Here is a 16,152-nt window from a genome sequence, read left to right as displayed (position 1 = left end):
CCGTCAGAATACCGGGATGCGAGAGCGCCTCTTTCAGCCTGCCGTCTACATTCTGGCCAGCCAGCGCAACGGCACGCTCTATACCGGCGTGACCAGCGACCTGGTACGGCGGATTTACGAACATCGCGAACTAATGGTGCCCGGCTTCACACGCAAGTATGGCGTGACGCTGCTCGTCTGGTTCGAGATGCATGCCACCATGAAGCACGCCATTGTCCGCGAAACGCGGATCAAAGGCTGGAAACGCGCATGGAAGCTGGAACTGATCGAAGCGGCCAACCCTGATTGGCGCGATCTGTACGAGACGCTGCTCTAGCTGGGTTCCAGATAGCGGCTCACGCCGCTTCTGGAATAACGAGAGGTCGAAGCAGGAGGCTTCCCCTCCTACCCCTTCTTCGCCTCAGGCAGCACGGTGCGCAGGTGCAGCTCGCGCAGCTGGCGCGCTTCGGGGAAGGCGGGCGCGTTCATCATCAGATCGCGGGCCTGCTGGTCTTTTGGGAACATCACGATCTCGCGCAGGTTTTCGACGCCCGCCAGCAGCATGACGATACGGTCCACGCCCGGCGCGATGCCCCCGTGAGGCGGCGCGCCATAGCGGAAGGCGTTGAGCATGCCGCCGAACGCTTCCTCGACCACTTCCGGGCCATAGCCGGCAAATTCGAAGGCTTTGAGCATCACATCGGGGCGGTGGTTACGGATGGCGCCAGACGACAGCTCCACGCCGTTGCACACAATGTCATACTGCCAGGCTTTCAGGCCCAGCAGCGTGTCATGGTCGCCCTTGTCCAGCGCCATGAAGGCCTCGGCCTCCATTTGCGGCATGGAGAACGGGTTGTGGGAGAAATCGACCTTCTTCTCGTCCTCATTCCACTCATACATCGGGAAATCGACGATCCAGCAGAACTTGAAGACGTTCTTCTCGCACAGATCGAGCTCACGCCCGACAATATCGCGCGCGCGGCCGGCAAAGGCGTACATGTCTTTGGGCTGGCCTGCGACGAAGAAGACGGCGTCACCGGCTTTCAGACCCAGCTGGTTGCGGATGGCGTCGGTGCGCTCTTCGCCGATATTCTTGGCGATGGGGCCAGCGCCTTCCAGTGCCCCGCCCTCTTCACGCCAGAAGATATAGCCAAGGCCGGGCTGGCCTTCTTTTTGCGCCCAGCTATTCATCCGGTCGCAGAAGGCCCGTGAACCGCCCGTCGGCGCAGGGATCGCCCATACCTCGACGGCCGGGTTCTTCTCGATCATCCCGGCAAACACCTTGAAGCCGGAACCGGCGAAATGCTCGGTGACGGCCTGCATTTTCAGCGGGTTGCGCAGGTCCGGCTTGTCAGAGCCATAGGTGCGGATGGCCTCGGCATAAGGGATGCGCGGGAAGGCGTCATCGCTCACTTCGCGCCCGTCGGCGAACTCACGGAACAGGCCCGCCAGCACCGGCTCGATCACGCCGAACACGTCTTCCTGGTCAACAAAGCTCATTTCCATGTCGAGCTGGTAGAACTCGCCCGGCGCACGGTCGGCGCGTGCATCTTCATCGCGGAAACAGGGCGCGATCTGGAAATAGCGGTCAAAGCCGGAGACCATGATGAGCTGTTTGAACTGCTGCGGGGCCTGCGGCAGGGCGTAGAACTTGCCCGGATGGATGCGCGAGGGGACAAGATAGTCGCGCGCGCCTTCGGGCGAGGAGGCAGTGAGGATCGGCGTCTGATACTCGACGAAATTCTGCTCGATCATGCGGCGGCGGATGGAATCGATGATTTTGGAGCGCAGCACGATGCGCTTGTGCAGGCTCTCGCGGCGCAGATCGATATAGCGGTGCTTCAGACGCACTTCCTCGGCCCAGTCCGGCTCGCCGAACACGGCCAGCGGCAGCTCCTCGGCCTCGGACTGGACGGTCAGCCCCTCCACGCGCAGCTCCACCTCGCCGGTGGGCAGATTTTTGTTCACCGTGTCCTCGCTGCGCGCGACGACCTTGCCGGTCAGCGTGACAACGCTCTCCACGCGCAGGCGCTCAAGGCGGGCAAAATGCTCTGAATCCGGCTCCAGCACGCACTGGGTAAGCCCGTAATGATCGCGCAGATCGATGAAGAGCAGGCCGCCATGGTCGCGCTTTCTGTGTACCCATCCGGAGATGGTGACATCATTGCCCACGTCGGTCTTGCGCAGCTCGCCGCAGGTATGGGTGCGCCAATGGGTCTTGGTAACGGACATGGGTCAGGGCTCTTTGAAAACGGGGGTGGAAACGGGTGATGGGACCCGCCTTGAAAATCAGCGCGGAAAAGGCATCGCCACGCCGCCAATGTCAAGGCGGGGACGCGGTTTCAGGCAAGATCAAGACGGCCCAAAGGCGCGCCGACCAGCCCGCTGACCAGAGCCGCCTGTATGCCGGGCGCGGGCCAGACCTTGGAGACGGGGCCGACCAGCCGGTCGCGCAGGAAGGGGATGAAGCGGCTGTCGGACTGGTAGACCGGGGTGAAGAAGGCGGTGAGCACCTGATAAAGCCAGACATGGAAGCGCCGATAGGCAATCGCGCGGGCGATGGCGGCGCTTACATCCGTCTCGCTCCGCAAGGCCAGCGCCAGCGCCCACGCATCCAGCAGCGCCATGTTGGCGCCCTGCCCCAGCTGGGGGCTGGCCGAGTGCCAGGCATCGCCGATATGGATGAGGCCGGTTTCGCCGGGTGTTTTCAGCGTGCGGTGCGCATAGCGGGCAAAGACGAGCTGATCAGGATCACCGATCTGGTCCAGTAGCGGCTCCACGGCCGGCCAGACGGCGCGCACCTGCGCTTTCCACGCATCCAGCCCCGCCTCGCGCCAGGCGGCCACATCGGCTCCCTTGATGGACCAGAAGAGCGCCGCCTTGGCCTGTGGATCTCCCGGCGCGGTGCCGATGGGCAGCACGCCCGCCATGATGGAGGCGGCGCGGTATCGCTGCTCCAGCGCGTGGGGGTTCAGCTCAGACGCATCCGGCCAGTCAAGGCTCGCCCAGAGCGCGCCGTATTCCAGCTCCTTGCCCGTCGGCGGCGCCAAAGGCGTGCGCGTGCCCAGCGCATCCACAATCAGATCAAACGGGCCTTCCCGCGATCCATCGGCCATCACCAGTGCGCGATGGCCGTTCGGCCCCAGCTCGCTGCCTGTGATCTCGGCGGATGTATGGACCGGAATGGCCTCAGCCAGCACGGCGTCATAAAGGATCGAGAACAGCGCCGCGCGGTGGATACCCAGACCCACCCGTAGCGGCGTCCCAAGGGCGCTGTAGCGCACGTCCAGCACCGTCGCACCCGACCGCACCGCCTTGCCAAGAAGGCGCTCTACGGGGCTTGCGTGGGCCTTCAGCGCCGTGTCGAGGCCCAGCCTTTCCAGCACGGCGAGCCCCGTCGGCTGGATCAGCAGGCCGGACCCAATCGGGCGCGGCGTCTCGAAGCGCTCATAAAGCCTCACGCGATGGCCATCACGGTGCAGCAGCAGCGCGGCAGCAAGCCCGGCCGGGCCACAGCCCGCAATGGCGATGTTCTTTGGCGGCATGTGCCCTCCCCCTTTTACGGAATCGCTGCGCGTTCCATCATAGCCCCCTCACGCGGCAAGGGAGAGCGCCCTGCGAACGCATATCTTCCATTCCGGCTACTGGGTGATCACGGTGGCCATCGGCGTATTTCTCGTCGCTCCCGCCACGCTGATCCCCGGCCGCTGGGCGACGGTTGGCGCGATCTGGCTCTATTGCCGCGCCATGACCGGCTGGATGGCCCTGTGCGGGCTGAACCTGCTGGTGCGCCGCCTGCACGTACTGCCCGATACCGAGCCTGCGGTGATCGCGTCCAAACACCAGTCCTGGGGCGACGGCATCTGCCTGGTCTCGCGCCATCGCGAGCTGACCTATGTGATCGGCGATCACATGCTCAAATACCCGCTGGTGGGCTGGATACTCAAACGCGCCGAGGCCGTTGTCGTCGATAATGCAGGCGGGAAACGCACCAATGGCGGCCTTGATACCGGCCTGCAGGCGCTTCAACGCTCCGGCCGCGATGTGCTGATCTATCCCGAAGGGGGCTTGAGCGAGGTTGGCCGCAAAAAGCGCTACCGGCTCGGCGTCTACCAGCTGGCCAGAGTGCTGAACCGGCCTGTCATTCCGGTCGCCACTAATCTCGGCGTGTTCTGGCCGCAGCAGAAATGGGAATTCCGTCCCGGCCTTGCCATTATCGAGCTGCTGGACCCGATCCACCCCGGCGATGATCCCAAAGCCTTCATCACCGCACTGGAAGAGGCCATCGAAACCCGCACCGCCGAGCTGGTGAAGGCGGGGAAGCGGAGTTTGCGCTGACTGCCCCTTAGCTCGTCATTCCGGGGCCGCGCCGATTTCTCCCCCCGCCTGCGGGGGGAGTGGCCCGAAGGGCCGAGAGGGGGTAATCCAAACAAGATCCCCCCTCCGTCAGCTGCGCTGTCGTTCGCCGCTCCGCGCCTCACCCCGCCGTAAACGGGGGAGGACATCGTCACACATCCTGCACGAGGTCCCGGATAGCGCTGCGCGCTTCCGGGATTTCAGAAATACCAACCCTGTCATGGCCCGGTTTATCCGGGCCACCCATGCCTGAGAGGTTCCGCTCGGCACACCCTCGTCCTTCGAGACGGCCTTCGGCCTCCTCAGGATGAGGGTGTGTGCGGCTTTTTCCCTCATCCTGAGGACGAGCGCAGCGAGCGTCTCGAAGGACGAGGGAAAAATCACTCCCCGCCGAACCTCTCCTTCCATTCCTCCACCGACGCATCCTCGATCTTGGCAAAGAGCACATCGGGCGGGGTGATGGCGTGGCCATGCGGCAGGGCGTCGAGCAGGGTCTTGTCCTGCCAGTCCGGCCAGCTGCGCCTGTCTTCAGGAACGCCGAGCGCGTCCAGAACCTTCTTGGCCGTGTCCGGGATGATGGGCTGGGCGATAATGGCAAACAGCGCCGCCAGATTGAGGCCGGTGCGCACGCCCACGGCGGCAGCATCCACATCGCTCTTGTACTTCACCCACGGCTCGGCTCGGGTCAGGTATTCATTGCCCGCCGCCCAGATGGCGCGGGTCTCGGCCGCCGCCTTGCGGTATTCCATCGCCTCATAATGCGCGCTGAGCGCTTGCAGCCGTTCAGACAGCTCGGCCGCGATCCACGCTTCCGCCTCGCCGGGCGTGCCGGCGGCTGGCACCTGCCCGTCGAATTTCGCCGCGCAATACTTGGTGATCCGGTTGACGAAATTGCCCAGCACATTGGCGAGGTCTGAATTGATCACGCCCTGAAAGCTCTCCCAGGTGAACTGGGTGTCAGAGCCTTCCGGCGCGTTCGAGGTCAGATACCAGCGCCAGTAATCGGACGGCAGCAGATCGAGCGCCGCGTCCATGAACACGCCGCGTTTCTGGCTGGTGGAGAATTTGCCGCCATACCAGTTCAGCCAGTTGAAGGCTTTCAGGCGATCCACCAGCTTCCACGGTTCATCGGAGCCGAGGATGGTTGCGGGGAAGCTGACCGTGTGGAAGGCGACATTATCCTTGCCCATGAACTGGACGTAGGAGACATCGCCCGCGCCCTTGTCGGTGCGCCACCAGCGCTCCCAGTCATTCCCCGTGTCCTTCGCCCATTCAGCCGTCGCCGCGATATAGCCGATGGGGGCATCGAACCAGACATAGAAGACCTTGTCCTCAAAGCCCTCGCGGGGGCCACCATCCTTGGTCACCTTCACGCCCCATGAGAGATCGCGGGTGATGGTGCGGTCGCGCAGGCCTTCATCCAGCCATTTATAGGCGATGGAGCGGGCGAGCTGCGGCCAGTTCGTGGCCTCGTCCACCCATTGGCGCAGGCGCGGCTCCATCTGGCTCTGGCGAAGCTGGAGATGGCGCGTGTCGCGTACTTCCAGATCACGCGAGCCGGAAATGGTGGAATAGGGCTCGATCAGATCGGTCGGTTCCAGCAGCTTGCCGCAATTATCGCACTGGTCGCCGCGCGCTTTCTCATAGCCACAGTTCGGGCAGGTGCCTTCCACATAGCGGTCCGGCAGGAAGCGCTTGTCGGCCTTGGAATAGATCTGCTTTTCAACGATCTCCGCGATCAGGCCGCGGCTTTCCAGCACTTCGGCGAAATGCTGGGTCAGCTGTGCGTTTTCGGGCGACGAGGTGCGCCCGAAATAGTCCCATGACAGCGCAAAGCGCTCGCCGATTGTCTTCTGTATCTCGTGCTGCTCATCGCAATAGGTGCGCACATCCTGGCCCGCAGCCGCAGCGGCCAGCTCTGCCGGGGTGCCGTGCTCGTCCGTGGCGCAGATATAGAGCACCTCATGGCCCCGCATCCGCTGGAAACGCGCATAGACATCAGCGGGCAGCATGGAGCCGGCCAGATTGCCCAGATGCTTGATTCCATTGATGTAAGGCAGGGCGGAGGTGATCAGTATGCGGGCCATGGCGGCAAATCCCCGATGGGCGTATGGTTAAGGCAGGCGCAAGCCGCGCCATCAATGACGGTTCGAGGGCGGAGCAATAGCCGCCCCGGACGGGGAGGGAAACACTCATGCCCAGAATTTTCGGTCACGACCTTCTAGCGGTCATTGCCGCTGCGGTCGCCATCTACATCATCGGTTATCTCATATACGGCCTTGTCTTCTCCGCCTTCTGGATGGAGCAGTACGGCTACACGGCGGACAGCTTTGCCGGCCATGAATGGAAAATCTTCCTGGGGCCGGTCATGCCGGTCCTGACCGTGCTGGGACTCGCCGCGCTGTTCCAGACGGCAAATGCCGCCGGATTGAAGGCGCATTTGCGCATCGGATTCATCGTCTGGGCGGGCTTCTCGCTCAGCACGCTGCTCTACGGCTTTGCCTACGCCATCACCATGACACCCGGCGCGCTGGCGCTGGACGCGGTGCATCTCCTGCTGGGGATACTCGCGGCATCGGCCATTCTGGTCTGGCGCAAGTGAGGCTTTGACACTGTGTGCGGCAGCGGCGCGCTTGCCCGGCGCGCCGCTTTCGTTTTATGACGCAGCGCGCACAGCGCATTGGCCGGCGTAGCACAGCGGTAGTGCAGCGGTTTTGTAAACCGAAGGTCGGGAGTTCGATCCTCTCCGCCGGCACCATATTTCTTGTCCTCCCTCGCCTCCGCTCGGTCGGTGCGGGCAAAAGTGCCCGGCGGCCGGTCGGCCTTGCGGACGGCGAAGCGCCATCCGAAGAGCGCGAACGCGCGCCCGCGACTTTTCGCGGAAGATCGCAACGCGGATGCGTTGCGGAACTAAAATAACGCGCAGTCGCGCTTTTCGGCGGCCTGTGGCCGCCGCAAGCCCGAACGGGCGTCCGAGCTCATGCGAGGGCGACACGCGGATGTGCGGAGCATCCATAAAAACCACGCGCGTTCGCGCTTTTCAGGCCGCGAAGCGGTCCGAATGGCCATTGACCTATCCACCGGGGTCCCCCGCCCCGACGGGGGACCCAGAGATAAAAAGCTGGGTTCCCGCCTGCGCGGGAACGACGAGAGGATGAGCAGGCTGCCGGGGATTGATACCTCCTCACGCACGTTTCACCGGGATGAGCCGGTGCCCAGTCTTTTTCTGGACCCCGACGTGCGTCGGGGAAACGCAAACAGGTTGGACCGTCCAATCACTGCCACGCCCCTCCCCTCGTCATTCCGGCCGCAGCGAAGCGAAGAGCCGGAACCCAGTTTTTTTAAGCAACTGGGTTCCAGATAGCCCTTCGGGCTTCTGGAATGACGAGATCGGGCGTTGTAGCGGTTGTCATTCTCCGGCCGAGCGCCAGCGAGGTCCGGGGAACCCATGCCTGCAAAGAATAATGCAAGCTGCAATTCTCAGGCATGGATCACCCGCATGCGCGGGTGATGACAATCTGTTGGAGTGGCCGATGTCCCTTAAACGGACCAGCCATCCCGAACAAAAAAAATGGCCCGGCACAGGGCCGGGCCAGACGTCTCCAGTAAAAAAAATGGCCCGGCAGAGCCGGGCCAGTCAGGGAGGACTTGTCACCAGCGGCGAGGGATTGGCCCCTCGCCTGCCGGAAATCTGTACGCGCTATGAATTTAGCGCTGGGATTGCATCAACTCGACAGCTGCCGCGAAGCGCTCGTTGAGCGGCTTCAGGGAGTCTTTCATCATCGAGGACACATGGTCGGAGACCTTGTTCATCTCGGCGAGATAGGCTTCGAGCGAGGTTTTGGTGTATTCGGACTGGATCTCGATCACTTCCTGGACCGACTTGGCAGAGGCCAGCGACTTGGCGGCAACCATGCCGTCTTCCATCGACTTCTTGGCATAGCCGGCGGCCAGAGCGTTCAGCTCTTCAAAGCCTTTCGACGCGGTGGTCGCAGAGGCGATCACGGCTTCGACCGAATTCTTGTGGAAGGCGCTGAGATCGTTCACGGCAGCCATCGACTTCTCGATGCTGTCCTTCACGGCGTCGTTCGACGCGGCGGTGAAGGTTTCAAACGTTTCCTTGGCGAGGTCTTTCTTGGCAGCAGCCATGACAGTATTTCCTTTTACAGCGCCCGTATACTTGCGGGGGGCGGAGGGCTTACGGGACGCGGGTTTCTTCGGGGACGGCGCCGCTTTCTTCGCAGGCGCGGCAGCCGCCTCAGGCTTCGGTTCAGACTTGGCAGCAGGTGCCTTTGCCTTGGGCGCCGGGCTGGCCACCGCCTTCGTCACAACGGGTTTTGCTTCCGTCGTGGCGGTCTCGGCGTTTGTGTTTTCAGCGTCGGCCGGCATGGGACTGGGTCCTGCTTTTCAGTTCGCAACTGCAGCAAATATGTGGAATCGCGGCGCTGAAGTCAAGAATATTTTGTGCAGCGCACAATTTCCCCGTTGTGAAAGGCGGTTAACGGCCCGTCAACGCATTGCTGTGATCTTGCGGGCCTATGAAACATCGTCATCTCGCCGCCTGCTTCCTGGTGTTTGCGCTCGCGCTTCTGGTGCCGGGCGCGCCTGCCTTTGCGCAGGATCGTTACGCGGCGTTCGTCGCCGACATGGATACGGGCGAGGTGCTGCATGCGCGCCGGCCTGATGCCACGCGCTACCCGGCATCGCTGACCAAGATGATGACGCTCTACATGCTGTTTGATGCGCTGGAGCGCGGCGAGCTGACGCTTGCCAGCCAGCTTACCATGTCGGCCGAAGCGGCCTCGCGCCCGCCCTCAAAGCTTGGTGTGCCCGCTGGCGGCACGATCAGCGTGGAGACCGCCATTCGCGCGCTGGTTATCCGCAGTGCCAACGATGTCGCCGTGATGGTCGCCGAGCGGCTGGGCGGCAGCGAGACGGCTTTTGCCTCCCAGATGACGGACCGGGGCGTGGAGCTGGGCCTGACGGCCACGGTGTTCCGCAATGCCTCCGGCCTGCCCGATGCCTCGCAGCGTACCACGGCGCGCGACATGGCCCGGCTGGCGCACGCCCTGCACCGCGATTTCCCCCAGTATTTCCATTATTTCAACGAGCGCAGCTTCACCCATGCCGGGCGCACCTACACCACGCACAACACGCTTGTCGGCCGGGTGCGCGGCGTGGACGGAATGAAAACCGGCTATATCCGCGCCTCCGGCTTCAATATCGCCGTCACCGCAGAGCGCGATGGCCGCCGCCTCGTCACTGTGGTCATGGGCGGCGCGACGGGTCCGGTGCGAGATGCGCACGCGACCGAGCTGGTGGAAGCGGCCTTCTCCACATTTGATGCCCGCCGCGATGGCATGATCCTGGCCAATCTGAGCTCGCCGCGCATCAGTCCGATCCGCGAGCAGGAAATCCTCACCGCTGAACTCTCCGGCCTGCCCGGCCCTACCGCGATGGGCTCGGCAGTGGAGGGTAATGGCGAGGCCGCGCCGCCGGTACGCATCGTCGTGGAGGATATTCCAGACCTCGTCCGTCCGGGCCGCGACACAGGCAGTGACCGGGTACGCTTTGACTCAACCGCGCCGGCAACGCTACCCGTAGCATCCGCCAGCCAGCCAGCGGCCAGAGCCGCAACCGGCGGATGGGCGGTACAGGTGGGCGCGTTCGGCTCGCGTGCCGTGGCACAGGCCCGTCTGGAAACGGTACTGGGCCTTGCCCCTGCCCTGTCAGGAGCCACGCAAGTGACCGAGGAAGTAACGCGCGATGGCCGCTCGCTCTGGCGGGCGCGCTTTGAAGCGATCGACCCGGCCACGGCCCGTCAGGTCTGCGCCGAGCTGGCCCGGCTTAACGAAGCCTGCTTCGCGGTCAATCAGGGCGCTTAAAGCGCATCTGCACCTTCCTGCTCAAATGATCTCCCGGCTTCGATGTCTCCCCCCGTTTTGGGGGGTTTTGCCCCGTAACGGGGCGTGGGGGGGGTAATCGAAACAAGCTCCCCCCTCCGTCAGCTTCGCTGACACCTCCCCCGCAGGCGGGGGAGGACAGACCGGGCCTGCCTCCACTTCTCCTGCACGAGGTCCCGGCTCGCGCTTCGCGCGTCCGGGAGTTCACCCAGTCGTAAACGGGGGAGGACAGGCCCTAATCCCCGATCAGGAGATCACGCGCCATCTGCACGCGGCGGGCGAGCGCGCCGCTGCCGCCGGTATCAGGGTGGACCTTCTTCATCATCTCGCGATAGGCGCGCTGGATCTCGTCATGGCTGGCACCGGGCTCCACGCCCAGCGTGGCGCGTGCCTCGGCCAGGCTCATGCTTTCCCCTTGCGGCCGGGGATGCGGGCGGTCACCGCGCGCGCTGCCTTGAGCGCCACGCCCGCGCCATGTGCCGGTCAGCAGAAAACCGATCCCGGCCAGCACCATCGGCACGCCCAGAATGCCCATACCGCGCATCGTCATCAGCACGCCCAGCGCGATGACGACGACCGCCGCCACGCTGCGCCCGATCTTCACCACGGATGAGGGCTTGGCTCTGGCAAACAGCCAGGCCAGCATCACCATCGCACCCAGCGCGATCAGAACGCCAAACAGAATATTCATCCCGCCACCATCAGAAGGGGAAAGGCTTTCCGGCCAGAGCTGGCAGTTTCAGCACGATCAGCAGATCACGCAATTCCTGGCGCGCGGCGACATGGCTCATGGTGAAGGGAATGGCAGACCCGCTCTCGGTCAGGTCCAGCAAGGTGAGGCCGACCGGGAAGAGCTCGCGATAGATGACGCGCTCTGAAAAGCCGGGCGCGATGCGAAAACCGATGCGCTCCGACAGCTTGCGCAGACCATCGGCCACGCGGCGCGTATTGCGCGCATCCAGCGTGGAGACGCGGTTGCGCATCACCACCCAGTCGATGGGCTTTTTATCGCGCGCGACGCGTTGCTTGCGGCAATTCCACACCATTTCGGAATAGACGCTGGGCCGGCCCACCTCGAAAGTTTCCGGGTCGACATCGGCCAGCAGGTCGAAATCGACAAAGCTGTCATTAACCGGGGTGATGATGGTGTCGGCTGATGCATGGGCGAGGCGCGAATAATGCGTGTCATGGCCCGGCGCATCGATGACGATGAAGTCGCTGCGCGCTTTCAGGCTCGCCAGTTCGCGTTCCCAGGCGGCGCGCTCCTCGGCCTCGGCCACATCCATGTCGCGCGACAGGCTGGGGCGCATCACGGCCTGATCGGGAATGGGCAGGTCCACGCCGCGCGTATTGGCCCAGCGCGTGCGGTTTTCCAGATGGCGGGTGAAAGAGGCCTGACGCAGATCGAGATCAATCGCCGTCACCATATGGCCCATGCGCATCAAGGCGATGGCCAGGTGAATGGCGACGGTGGACTTGCCCGCCCCGCCCTTCTCGTTTCCCACCACAATCACATGCGCCTCGCGCACGCCCGCGCGGGGCGGTTGCGGCATGGTGTTGCGTGATACCTGGAGGCTGGCCGGTGAGTTCATGGGCGGAGCGGTTCCGAAACGACGCGTTTTCACTCAAGAGATAACCCTGCCCGCGCGCCACGCAAACACATGATACACACAGTCAGTGAATCACTGTGGGGAGTGAACCGGCGTGCCGTCAAATGCCGTCACCGCACACCAGTTCTGCGCGGCCTGTATCGCCCGGCAGGCGGTGGCTGCGTCCTGCGCATTGTCGAACGGTCCGGCCACAAGGCGCAGATAGACGCCGCGCTCACCCAGATCGGCTGGCACATGGCGCGCCTGCAGCCCGGAAAGCGAGGCGTGCTGGCCCTGCAGGGCGCGCCAGCCCTCGGCCACATGACGCTCTTCGCGGTAGGAGGCGAGGTGTATGCCATGCATCAGGCTGAGCAGGGATTGCTGGCGGGCATCAGGAGCCGGCACCAGCGCCAGGGATGGCTCCTCGTCCTCCACGGGCGGGTCTTCGGCCAGCGGCACACCGCGCGCGAGCGCGGCTTCCAGCGCATCCATCTGGTCTGTGACGTGCGCCAGCACAGGATCATCGACGCGCGCCGCTTCATTCAGCGTGGCGGCAAGGCGCAGCGCCTGCTGCGCACCGGGCGAGGCATCGCGCGCGGCTTGGCCGCCGGTGACGCTGCACGCGCCCAGCGCCAAAGCGCTCAAGAGGGGAAGAGCCAGTCTGATCATGTCGCGGGCAATGTGCGCCGAGTCGGTGCCTTGCCTCCAGTGCGATATGATCACTGAAACCCCGGACGCGCAGCGATCCGGAGCCTCTCTCCGCTTCTGCACTAGGTCCCGGCTCGCGCTGCGCTTGGCCGGGAGTTCAGGACGATATAAGCACTGAAACTCCGGACGGCGTAGCCGATCCGGGGCCCGTTCATGTTTTGCCGACCCAAGGTCTTTCCATGCTGCCTGCCCTGCACTGCCCCGCCGTCCACACGGCCGAGAGCCTCGCCCGCGAGATCAGCCAGTGGCGCGCGGATGGCCACACAATCGGCTTTGTGCCGACCATGGGCGCGCTGCATGAGGGCCATATCGCGCTGGTGCTGAAAGCCATGGAGGTGTGCGACCGCGTGGTGGTGAGCATTTTCGTCAACCCCACCCAGTTTGCCGCGCATGAAGACCTGGGCACCTATCCGCGCACGCTGGAGGCGGACTCTGCCCTGCTGGCCGCTGCCGGTTGCCATCTGCTCTATGCGCCCTCGGTGGAGGAGGTCTATCCGGACGGATTTGCCACTACGGTGTCTGTAGAAGGCCCGGCCATCGGCCTTGAAAGCGATGCACGCCCGCACTTCTTTGCCGGCGTGGCGAGCGTGGTGGCGCGCCTGTTCGGGCAGGTCCGGCCCGACATCGCCGTGTTCGGCGAGAAGGATTATCAGCAACTCATGGTGGTCCGCCGCATGGTCAGCGATCTCGCTTTGCCGGTGAAGGTGCTGGGCGTTGAGACAAAACGCGAGGCGGACGGGCTCGCCCTCTCCTCACGCAATGTCTATCTCTCACCCACCGAGCGCATGCGCGCGGGCCGCCTCAACGTGATATTGCGCGATCTGGCCCATGCGCTTGAAGACGGCGAACCGGCGGCAAGGGCGCTGGAGCATGCGCGCATTCTCGCGTCATCCGTGTTTGACGCGGTGGACTATATCGAGGTGCGCGACGCAGACCGGCTGGAAATTGTCGGCGAAGGCCCGCTGGCCCGCCCGGCGCGCGTGCTGGCAGCGGTGCGCGTCGGCAAGACGCGCCTCATCGATAATGTGCCAGCAAACCCGGCGAGAAGGGGGTAGTTGTTTGTAGATGATCGCTCATCTTTCCGTCGTTCCCGCGCAGGCGGGAACCCAGAGCCACTACCACCGTCTGAGACCTACGATCTCTGGACCCCCACCTGCGTGGGGGTGACGAGGGGAAGGACGAAAACCCTACCACGCCCCCATTTCGATCAGCTTGGCGCGTAAGTCATCGGGTAGGTCCTCGCCGCCAGAAGCAGGCGATGAGAGGTCTGGCGGAGCGTCGGCGGCCGTGAGATAGCGCCAGCCCTGAAACGGTTTTTTCGGGCGCGGCGCGGTGCGGATGATCTCCCGGTCCAGCCAGATGCAGCAGCGCGAAATACCGTCACTGCCGGTCACTTCCTCAAGCCCGATAATGCGCTGGCGCACCTGTAACACGCGCTTGATGACCCAGTAGAGCGAGCCGCCATCCAAAAGCTCCTCGCCCCGCTTCGGGCTCATGCGTGTGACATGATACATAGGCTTGTCGCCGGGGGCGATTTTTGCGCGCCAGCTTTCCAGATCCTCGATCGTGTCGGCACCGACGCACAGCTTGATAAGGTGAAGGCTCATGGGGCCAAGAGCTAGGGCGAAACCCGTGCGCCGTCAAAGCCTCAGGCCTGCTCCAGCGCTCCCGCCAGCGTCATGTCGGACACCGGCTGCGCCTCGCGGCGCTTGCGTATGGCGCTGGCCGTCTTGGCGGCACGCGAAATGGCCAGCTTGGCGGCAGCGCCCAGCCCGCGAGTATCGGCGTTTCTGGGGTTCAGCCCGGCCCGGCGCATCAGGCCATTGGCGTGCAGCACGCCGTTTTTCACCAGCGATCCTTGCGTCACCACTTCCAGCACCAGCGTCACCGACAGCTCATTGCCAAAGCGGATGCGGTGGGGCGCATGCAGCGGCCAGGCGGCAAAGCTGCCGCGCTCCATATCGATGCGCGCAGCCTCGCTGTCCCATGACGGGTCATAGGGCAAATCCTCGCCCGCCTCGCCCAGCAGCACGCCTTCCAGCGCCCGGTCACTGACCCAGGGATCACGCGGCGGGTAGACGAAAACCTGCTGGCTGCCCCGCACCTGGAACATCATCGTCTCGGAAATATCCGAATGCAGGAAGACCTGCGCGCCCGGCGAGGCGATGACAACGCCGCCATAGGCGCGCAAGGGCGCCCAGCCGGGATTGAGATGGCGCAGCTGGTCCATCATGGCGGCGAAGACGGGTTTCAGCTCGCTATCGGTATCCAGCGCGTGGCGGGCATGTACCCACAGCCGCGTCTGATGCACGGCCTCGATCAGGTGATGGCCGGGCAGATGGCGGCAGACCGGCACATCGCGCCAGCTCGACCGCTCGGCCGGATCGCGCCCCATCGTGCAGACATCCAGATTGTCCCGGTCGTGCCGGTCCAGCATGGCGGCCAGCGCCTCATCGGTGAAGAGCGGCAGGCGGGCAAGCTGATGGCGGGCGCTGACCACGCCTCTGGCAAACTCGCCGCGGTGATCCTCGCTCCAGTCGAGCAGTGGCGGGGCCACGCGGGTGCGCGTTGCCGTGGCCATCAGGCGCGCACGCCCAGCGGCGCATCCGGATCAATCTCGAAGCGGTAGCCACCCTCGTGCGGCGTCTCCACCGGCACGCTGATCCCCGCCTTGCGCATCAGCGCCCCGGCGACAAAGCGCGCCGTGCGGTTCAGCCCATGGGTTTCGGCAATGCGCGGCGGCTGCCAGCCAAAGCGGCGGCGCATCACGCCATTGAAATACATGGCATTATTCTGCCTGCGCGCTTCCGGCGTCGTGTACTCGGTCGCCAGCGAGATATTGAGCGTGCCCATATTCTCCACACGGTGGGGCGTGTGCAGCGGCCAGCAGATCATCTCGCCCGGTTCGAGGTCGAAATATTTTGCGTGCTTTTCCGCTTCGGGGCGATAGTTCAGCTCGTCGTTGAAGGCGTGGAGCAGCACTTCCTCGCGCTCCTCATCGGTGGCCACCTCATCATGGTGGGGATAGACGAAGACGCGCTTTTTCCCGCTGATATGCCACAGCATGGTATCGGTACGGTCCATGTGGAAGGGCACCTTGGCCTGCGGCGAGGAGACGAGAAGCCCGCCCAGAATGCGCACCGGATGGAAGCCGGGATTTTCGTCCTGCAGCTCGGCAAACATCTGGTCCAGCAGGGCGCGGTATTCGTCGTGAATGCCGAACAGATTGCGCAGGTTTATCCAGAGCCGGCCGGATTTCACCGCGCGGATCAGCTCCTTGCCGGAAAGCTGGCCCGGATCGCCCGTCTTCCAGGAGCTGCGGCTGCCGGTCTCGTCCATGGTGGCAAAATCGGCGTATTCGCGCGGATGAATCTCGATCAGGCGCTCGATCGCCGCCTCGCTGAACAGGGGCGAGGTGTGCAGATTGTGCGTGGTGCGGGTAATGCGCTCACGAAAATCGCTGCGGGTCTGATCAGTCCAGTCTGCCAGAACGTGCATGGCCGAAACCTTTTTCGCTTCTGTCCGGATCAGGGACAGCGTGAGGGGATCGGTCATTCATCATGCGAAGGACGTGCCAGTAGCGGCCCTCGTCCTTCGAGACGGCCTTCGGCCTCCTC

At 64.2% G+C, this 16,152-nt stretch carries 15 protein-coding genes and 1 tRNA gene; 6 read left to right on the top strand and 10 right to left on the bottom strand.

What is annotated here, in order from left to right:
- Positions 1-16: 16 nt before the first annotated feature.
- Positions 17-316, top strand: a complete 300-nt coding sequence (locus ACTIGC_RS11055) for a GIY-YIG nuclease family protein (protein WP_439634457.1) — start codon at positions 17-19, stop codon at positions 314-316.
- A 68-nt stretch (positions 317-384) separates the two neighbouring features.
- Here the strand turns inward: ACTIGC_RS11055 and aspS are convergent, their stop codons facing one another.
- Positions 385-2,211, bottom strand: coding sequence for an aspartate--tRNA ligase (gene aspS, locus ACTIGC_RS11050; protein ID WP_439634456.1), 1,827 nt, complete (start codon positions 2,209-2,211; stop codon positions 385-387).
- A gap of 110 nt (positions 2,212-2,321) precedes the next feature.
- Complete coding sequence (locus ACTIGC_RS11045) at positions 2,322-3,524, bottom strand: FAD-dependent oxidoreductase (RefSeq protein ID WP_439634455.1); 1,203 nt, start codon at positions 3,522-3,524, stop codon at positions 2,322-2,324.
- A gap of 103 nt (positions 3,525-3,627) precedes the next feature.
- Here ACTIGC_RS11045 and ACTIGC_RS11040 point away from each other — a divergent pair, with 103 nt between their 5' ends.
- Positions 3,628-4,317 carry a lysophospholipid acyltransferase family protein gene (locus ACTIGC_RS11040; protein ID WP_439634454.1) on the top strand — a complete coding sequence of 230 codons (690 nt, stop codon included), beginning with the start codon at positions 3,628-3,630 and terminating at the stop codon, positions 4,315-4,317.
- Positions 4,318-4,715: 398 nt separating this feature from the next.
- On the opposite strand, the gene metG is transcribed toward ACTIGC_RS11040, so the two are convergent.
- The gene (gene metG, locus ACTIGC_RS11035; protein ID WP_439634453.1) at positions 4,716-6,422 is read right to left on the bottom strand and encodes a methionine--tRNA ligase; all 1,707 of its coding nucleotides are present in this window, start codon (positions 6,420-6,422) and stop codon (positions 4,716-4,718) included.
- Between the two features lie 107 nt (positions 6,423-6,529).
- On the opposite strand from metG, the gene ACTIGC_RS11030 reads away from it, so the two are divergent.
- Together ACTIGC_RS11030 and ACTIGC_RS11025 are read left to right on the top strand one after the other, a co-directional pair.
- Positions 6,530-6,937, top strand: coding sequence for a DUF1761 domain-containing protein (locus ACTIGC_RS11030; protein ID WP_439634452.1), 408 nt, complete (start codon positions 6,530-6,532; stop codon positions 6,935-6,937).
- An 81-nt stretch (positions 6,938-7,018) separates the two neighbouring features.
- A tRNA-Thr gene (locus ACTIGC_RS11025) sits at positions 7,019-7,093 on the top strand.
- 950 nt (positions 7,094-8,043) lie between these two features.
- Here ACTIGC_RS11025 and ACTIGC_RS11020 read toward each other — a convergent pair.
- Positions 8,044-8,724 carry a phasin family protein gene (locus tag ACTIGC_RS11020; RefSeq protein WP_439634451.1) on the bottom strand — a complete coding sequence of 227 codons (681 nt, stop codon included), beginning with the start codon at positions 8,722-8,724 and terminating at the stop codon, positions 8,044-8,046.
- Between the two features lie 149 nt (positions 8,725-8,873).
- On the opposite strand from ACTIGC_RS11020, the gene ACTIGC_RS11015 reads away from it, so the two are divergent.
- Positions 8,874-10,220: a serine hydrolase gene (locus ACTIGC_RS11015; RefSeq protein WP_439634450.1), complete on the top strand. Its 1,347-nt coding sequence runs from the start codon at positions 8,874-8,876 to the stop codon at positions 10,218-10,220.
- Between the two features lie 253 nt (positions 10,221-10,473).
- Here ACTIGC_RS11015 and ACTIGC_RS11010 read toward each other — a convergent pair whose 3' ends face one another.
- From ACTIGC_RS11010 to ACTIGC_RS11000, 3 genes are all read right to left on the bottom strand, one after another.
- Positions 10,474-10,929: a J domain-containing protein gene (locus tag ACTIGC_RS11010; protein ID WP_439634449.1), complete on the bottom strand. Its 456-nt coding sequence runs from the start codon at positions 10,927-10,929 to the stop codon at positions 10,474-10,476.
- 10 nt (positions 10,930-10,939) lie between these two features.
- Positions 10,940-11,830: a division plane positioning ATPase MipZ gene (locus tag ACTIGC_RS11005; RefSeq protein ID WP_439634448.1), complete on the bottom strand. Its 891-nt coding sequence runs from the start codon at positions 11,828-11,830 to the stop codon at positions 10,940-10,942.
- A gap of 90 nt (positions 11,831-11,920) precedes the next feature.
- Entirely contained in the window at positions 11,921-12,472 is a 552-nt protein-coding gene (locus ACTIGC_RS11000) for a hypothetical protein (RefSeq protein ID WP_439634447.1), read from the bottom strand.
- A 242-nt stretch (positions 12,473-12,714) separates the two neighbouring features.
- On the opposite strand from ACTIGC_RS11000, the gene panC reads away from it, so the two are divergent.
- Positions 12,715-13,590 carry a pantoate--beta-alanine ligase gene (panC, locus tag ACTIGC_RS10995; protein ID WP_439634446.1) on the top strand — a complete coding sequence of 292 codons (876 nt, stop codon included), beginning with the start codon at positions 12,715-12,717 and terminating at the stop codon, positions 13,588-13,590.
- Positions 13,591-13,722: 132 nt separating this feature from the next.
- Here the strand turns inward: panC and ACTIGC_RS10990 are convergent, their stop codons facing one another.
- The 3 genes from ACTIGC_RS10990 to ACTIGC_RS10980 are packed head-to-tail and all read right to left on the bottom strand — an operon-like array spanning position 13,723 to position 16,090.
- Complete coding sequence (locus tag ACTIGC_RS10990; RefSeq protein WP_439634445.1) at positions 13,723-14,142, bottom strand: DUF1489 family protein; 420 nt, start codon at positions 14,140-14,142, stop codon at positions 13,723-13,725.
- Between the two features lie 41 nt (positions 14,143-14,183).
- On the bottom strand, positions 14,184-15,116 hold the full coding sequence (locus ACTIGC_RS10985) for a hypothetical protein (protein WP_439634444.1): 933 nt from the start codon (positions 15,114-15,116) through the stop codon (positions 14,184-14,186).
- Entirely contained in the window at positions 15,116-16,090 is a 975-nt protein-coding gene (locus tag ACTIGC_RS10980) for a hypothetical protein (RefSeq protein WP_439634443.1), read from the bottom strand. Before ACTIGC_RS10980 ends, ACTIGC_RS10985 begins: the two co-directional genes overlap by 1 nt.
- Positions 16,091-16,152 lie beyond the last annotated feature (62 nt).

This window comes from Glycocaulis sp. (genome assembly GCF_051859565.1).
Classification (GTDB): domain Bacteria; phylum Pseudomonadota; class Alphaproteobacteria; order Caulobacterales; family Maricaulaceae; genus Glycocaulis.
The sequence above is the reverse complement of the archived record's forward strand: the minus strand, read 5'-3'. Positions and strand labels throughout refer to the sequence as shown.

Coding starts and splice junctions, on each gene's coding strand:
- ACTIGC_RS11055 (WP_439634457.1), top strand. CDS start 17: ATGCGAGAGCGCCTCTTTCAGCCTGCCGTCTACATTCTGGCCAGCCAG.
- aspS (WP_439634456.1), bottom strand. CDS start 2,211: ATGTCCGTTACCAAGACCCATTGGCGCACCCATACCTGCGGCGAGCTG.
- ACTIGC_RS11045 (WP_439634455.1), bottom strand. CDS start 3,524: ATGCCGCCAAAGAACATCGCCATTGCGGGCTGTGGCCCGGCCGGGCTT.
- metG (WP_439634453.1), bottom strand. CDS start 6,422: ATGGCCCGCATACTGATCACCTCCGCCCTGCCTTACATCAATGGAATC.
- ACTIGC_RS11030 (WP_439634452.1), top strand. CDS start 6,530: ATGCCCAGAATTTTCGGTCACGACCTTCTAGCGGTCATTGCCGCTGCG.
- ACTIGC_RS11020 (WP_439634451.1), bottom strand. CDS start 8,724: ATGCCGGCCGACGCTGAAAACACAAACGCCGAGACCGCCACGACGGAA.
- ACTIGC_RS11015 (WP_439634450.1), top strand. CDS start 8,874: ATGAAACATCGTCATCTCGCCGCCTGCTTCCTGGTGTTTGCGCTCGCG.
- ACTIGC_RS11010 (WP_439634449.1), bottom strand. CDS start 10,929: ATGAATATTCTGTTTGGCGTTCTGATCGCGCTGGGTGCGATGGTGATG.
- ACTIGC_RS11005 (WP_439634448.1), bottom strand. CDS start 11,830: ATGAACTCACCGGCCAGCCTCCAGGTATCACGCAACACCATGCCGCAA.
- panC (WP_439634446.1), top strand. CDS start 12,715: ATGCTGCCTGCCCTGCACTGCCCCGCCGTCCACACGGCCGAGAGCCTC.
- ACTIGC_RS10990 (WP_439634445.1), bottom strand. CDS start 14,142: ATGAGCCTTCACCTTATCAAGCTGTGCGTCGGTGCCGACACGATCGAG.
- ACTIGC_RS10985 (WP_439634444.1), bottom strand. CDS start 15,116: ATGGCCACGGCAACGCGCACCCGCGTGGCCCCGCCACTGCTCGACTGG.
- ACTIGC_RS10980 (WP_439634443.1), bottom strand. CDS start 16,090: ATGACCGATCCCCTCACGCTGTCCCTGATCCGGACAGAAGCGAAAAAG.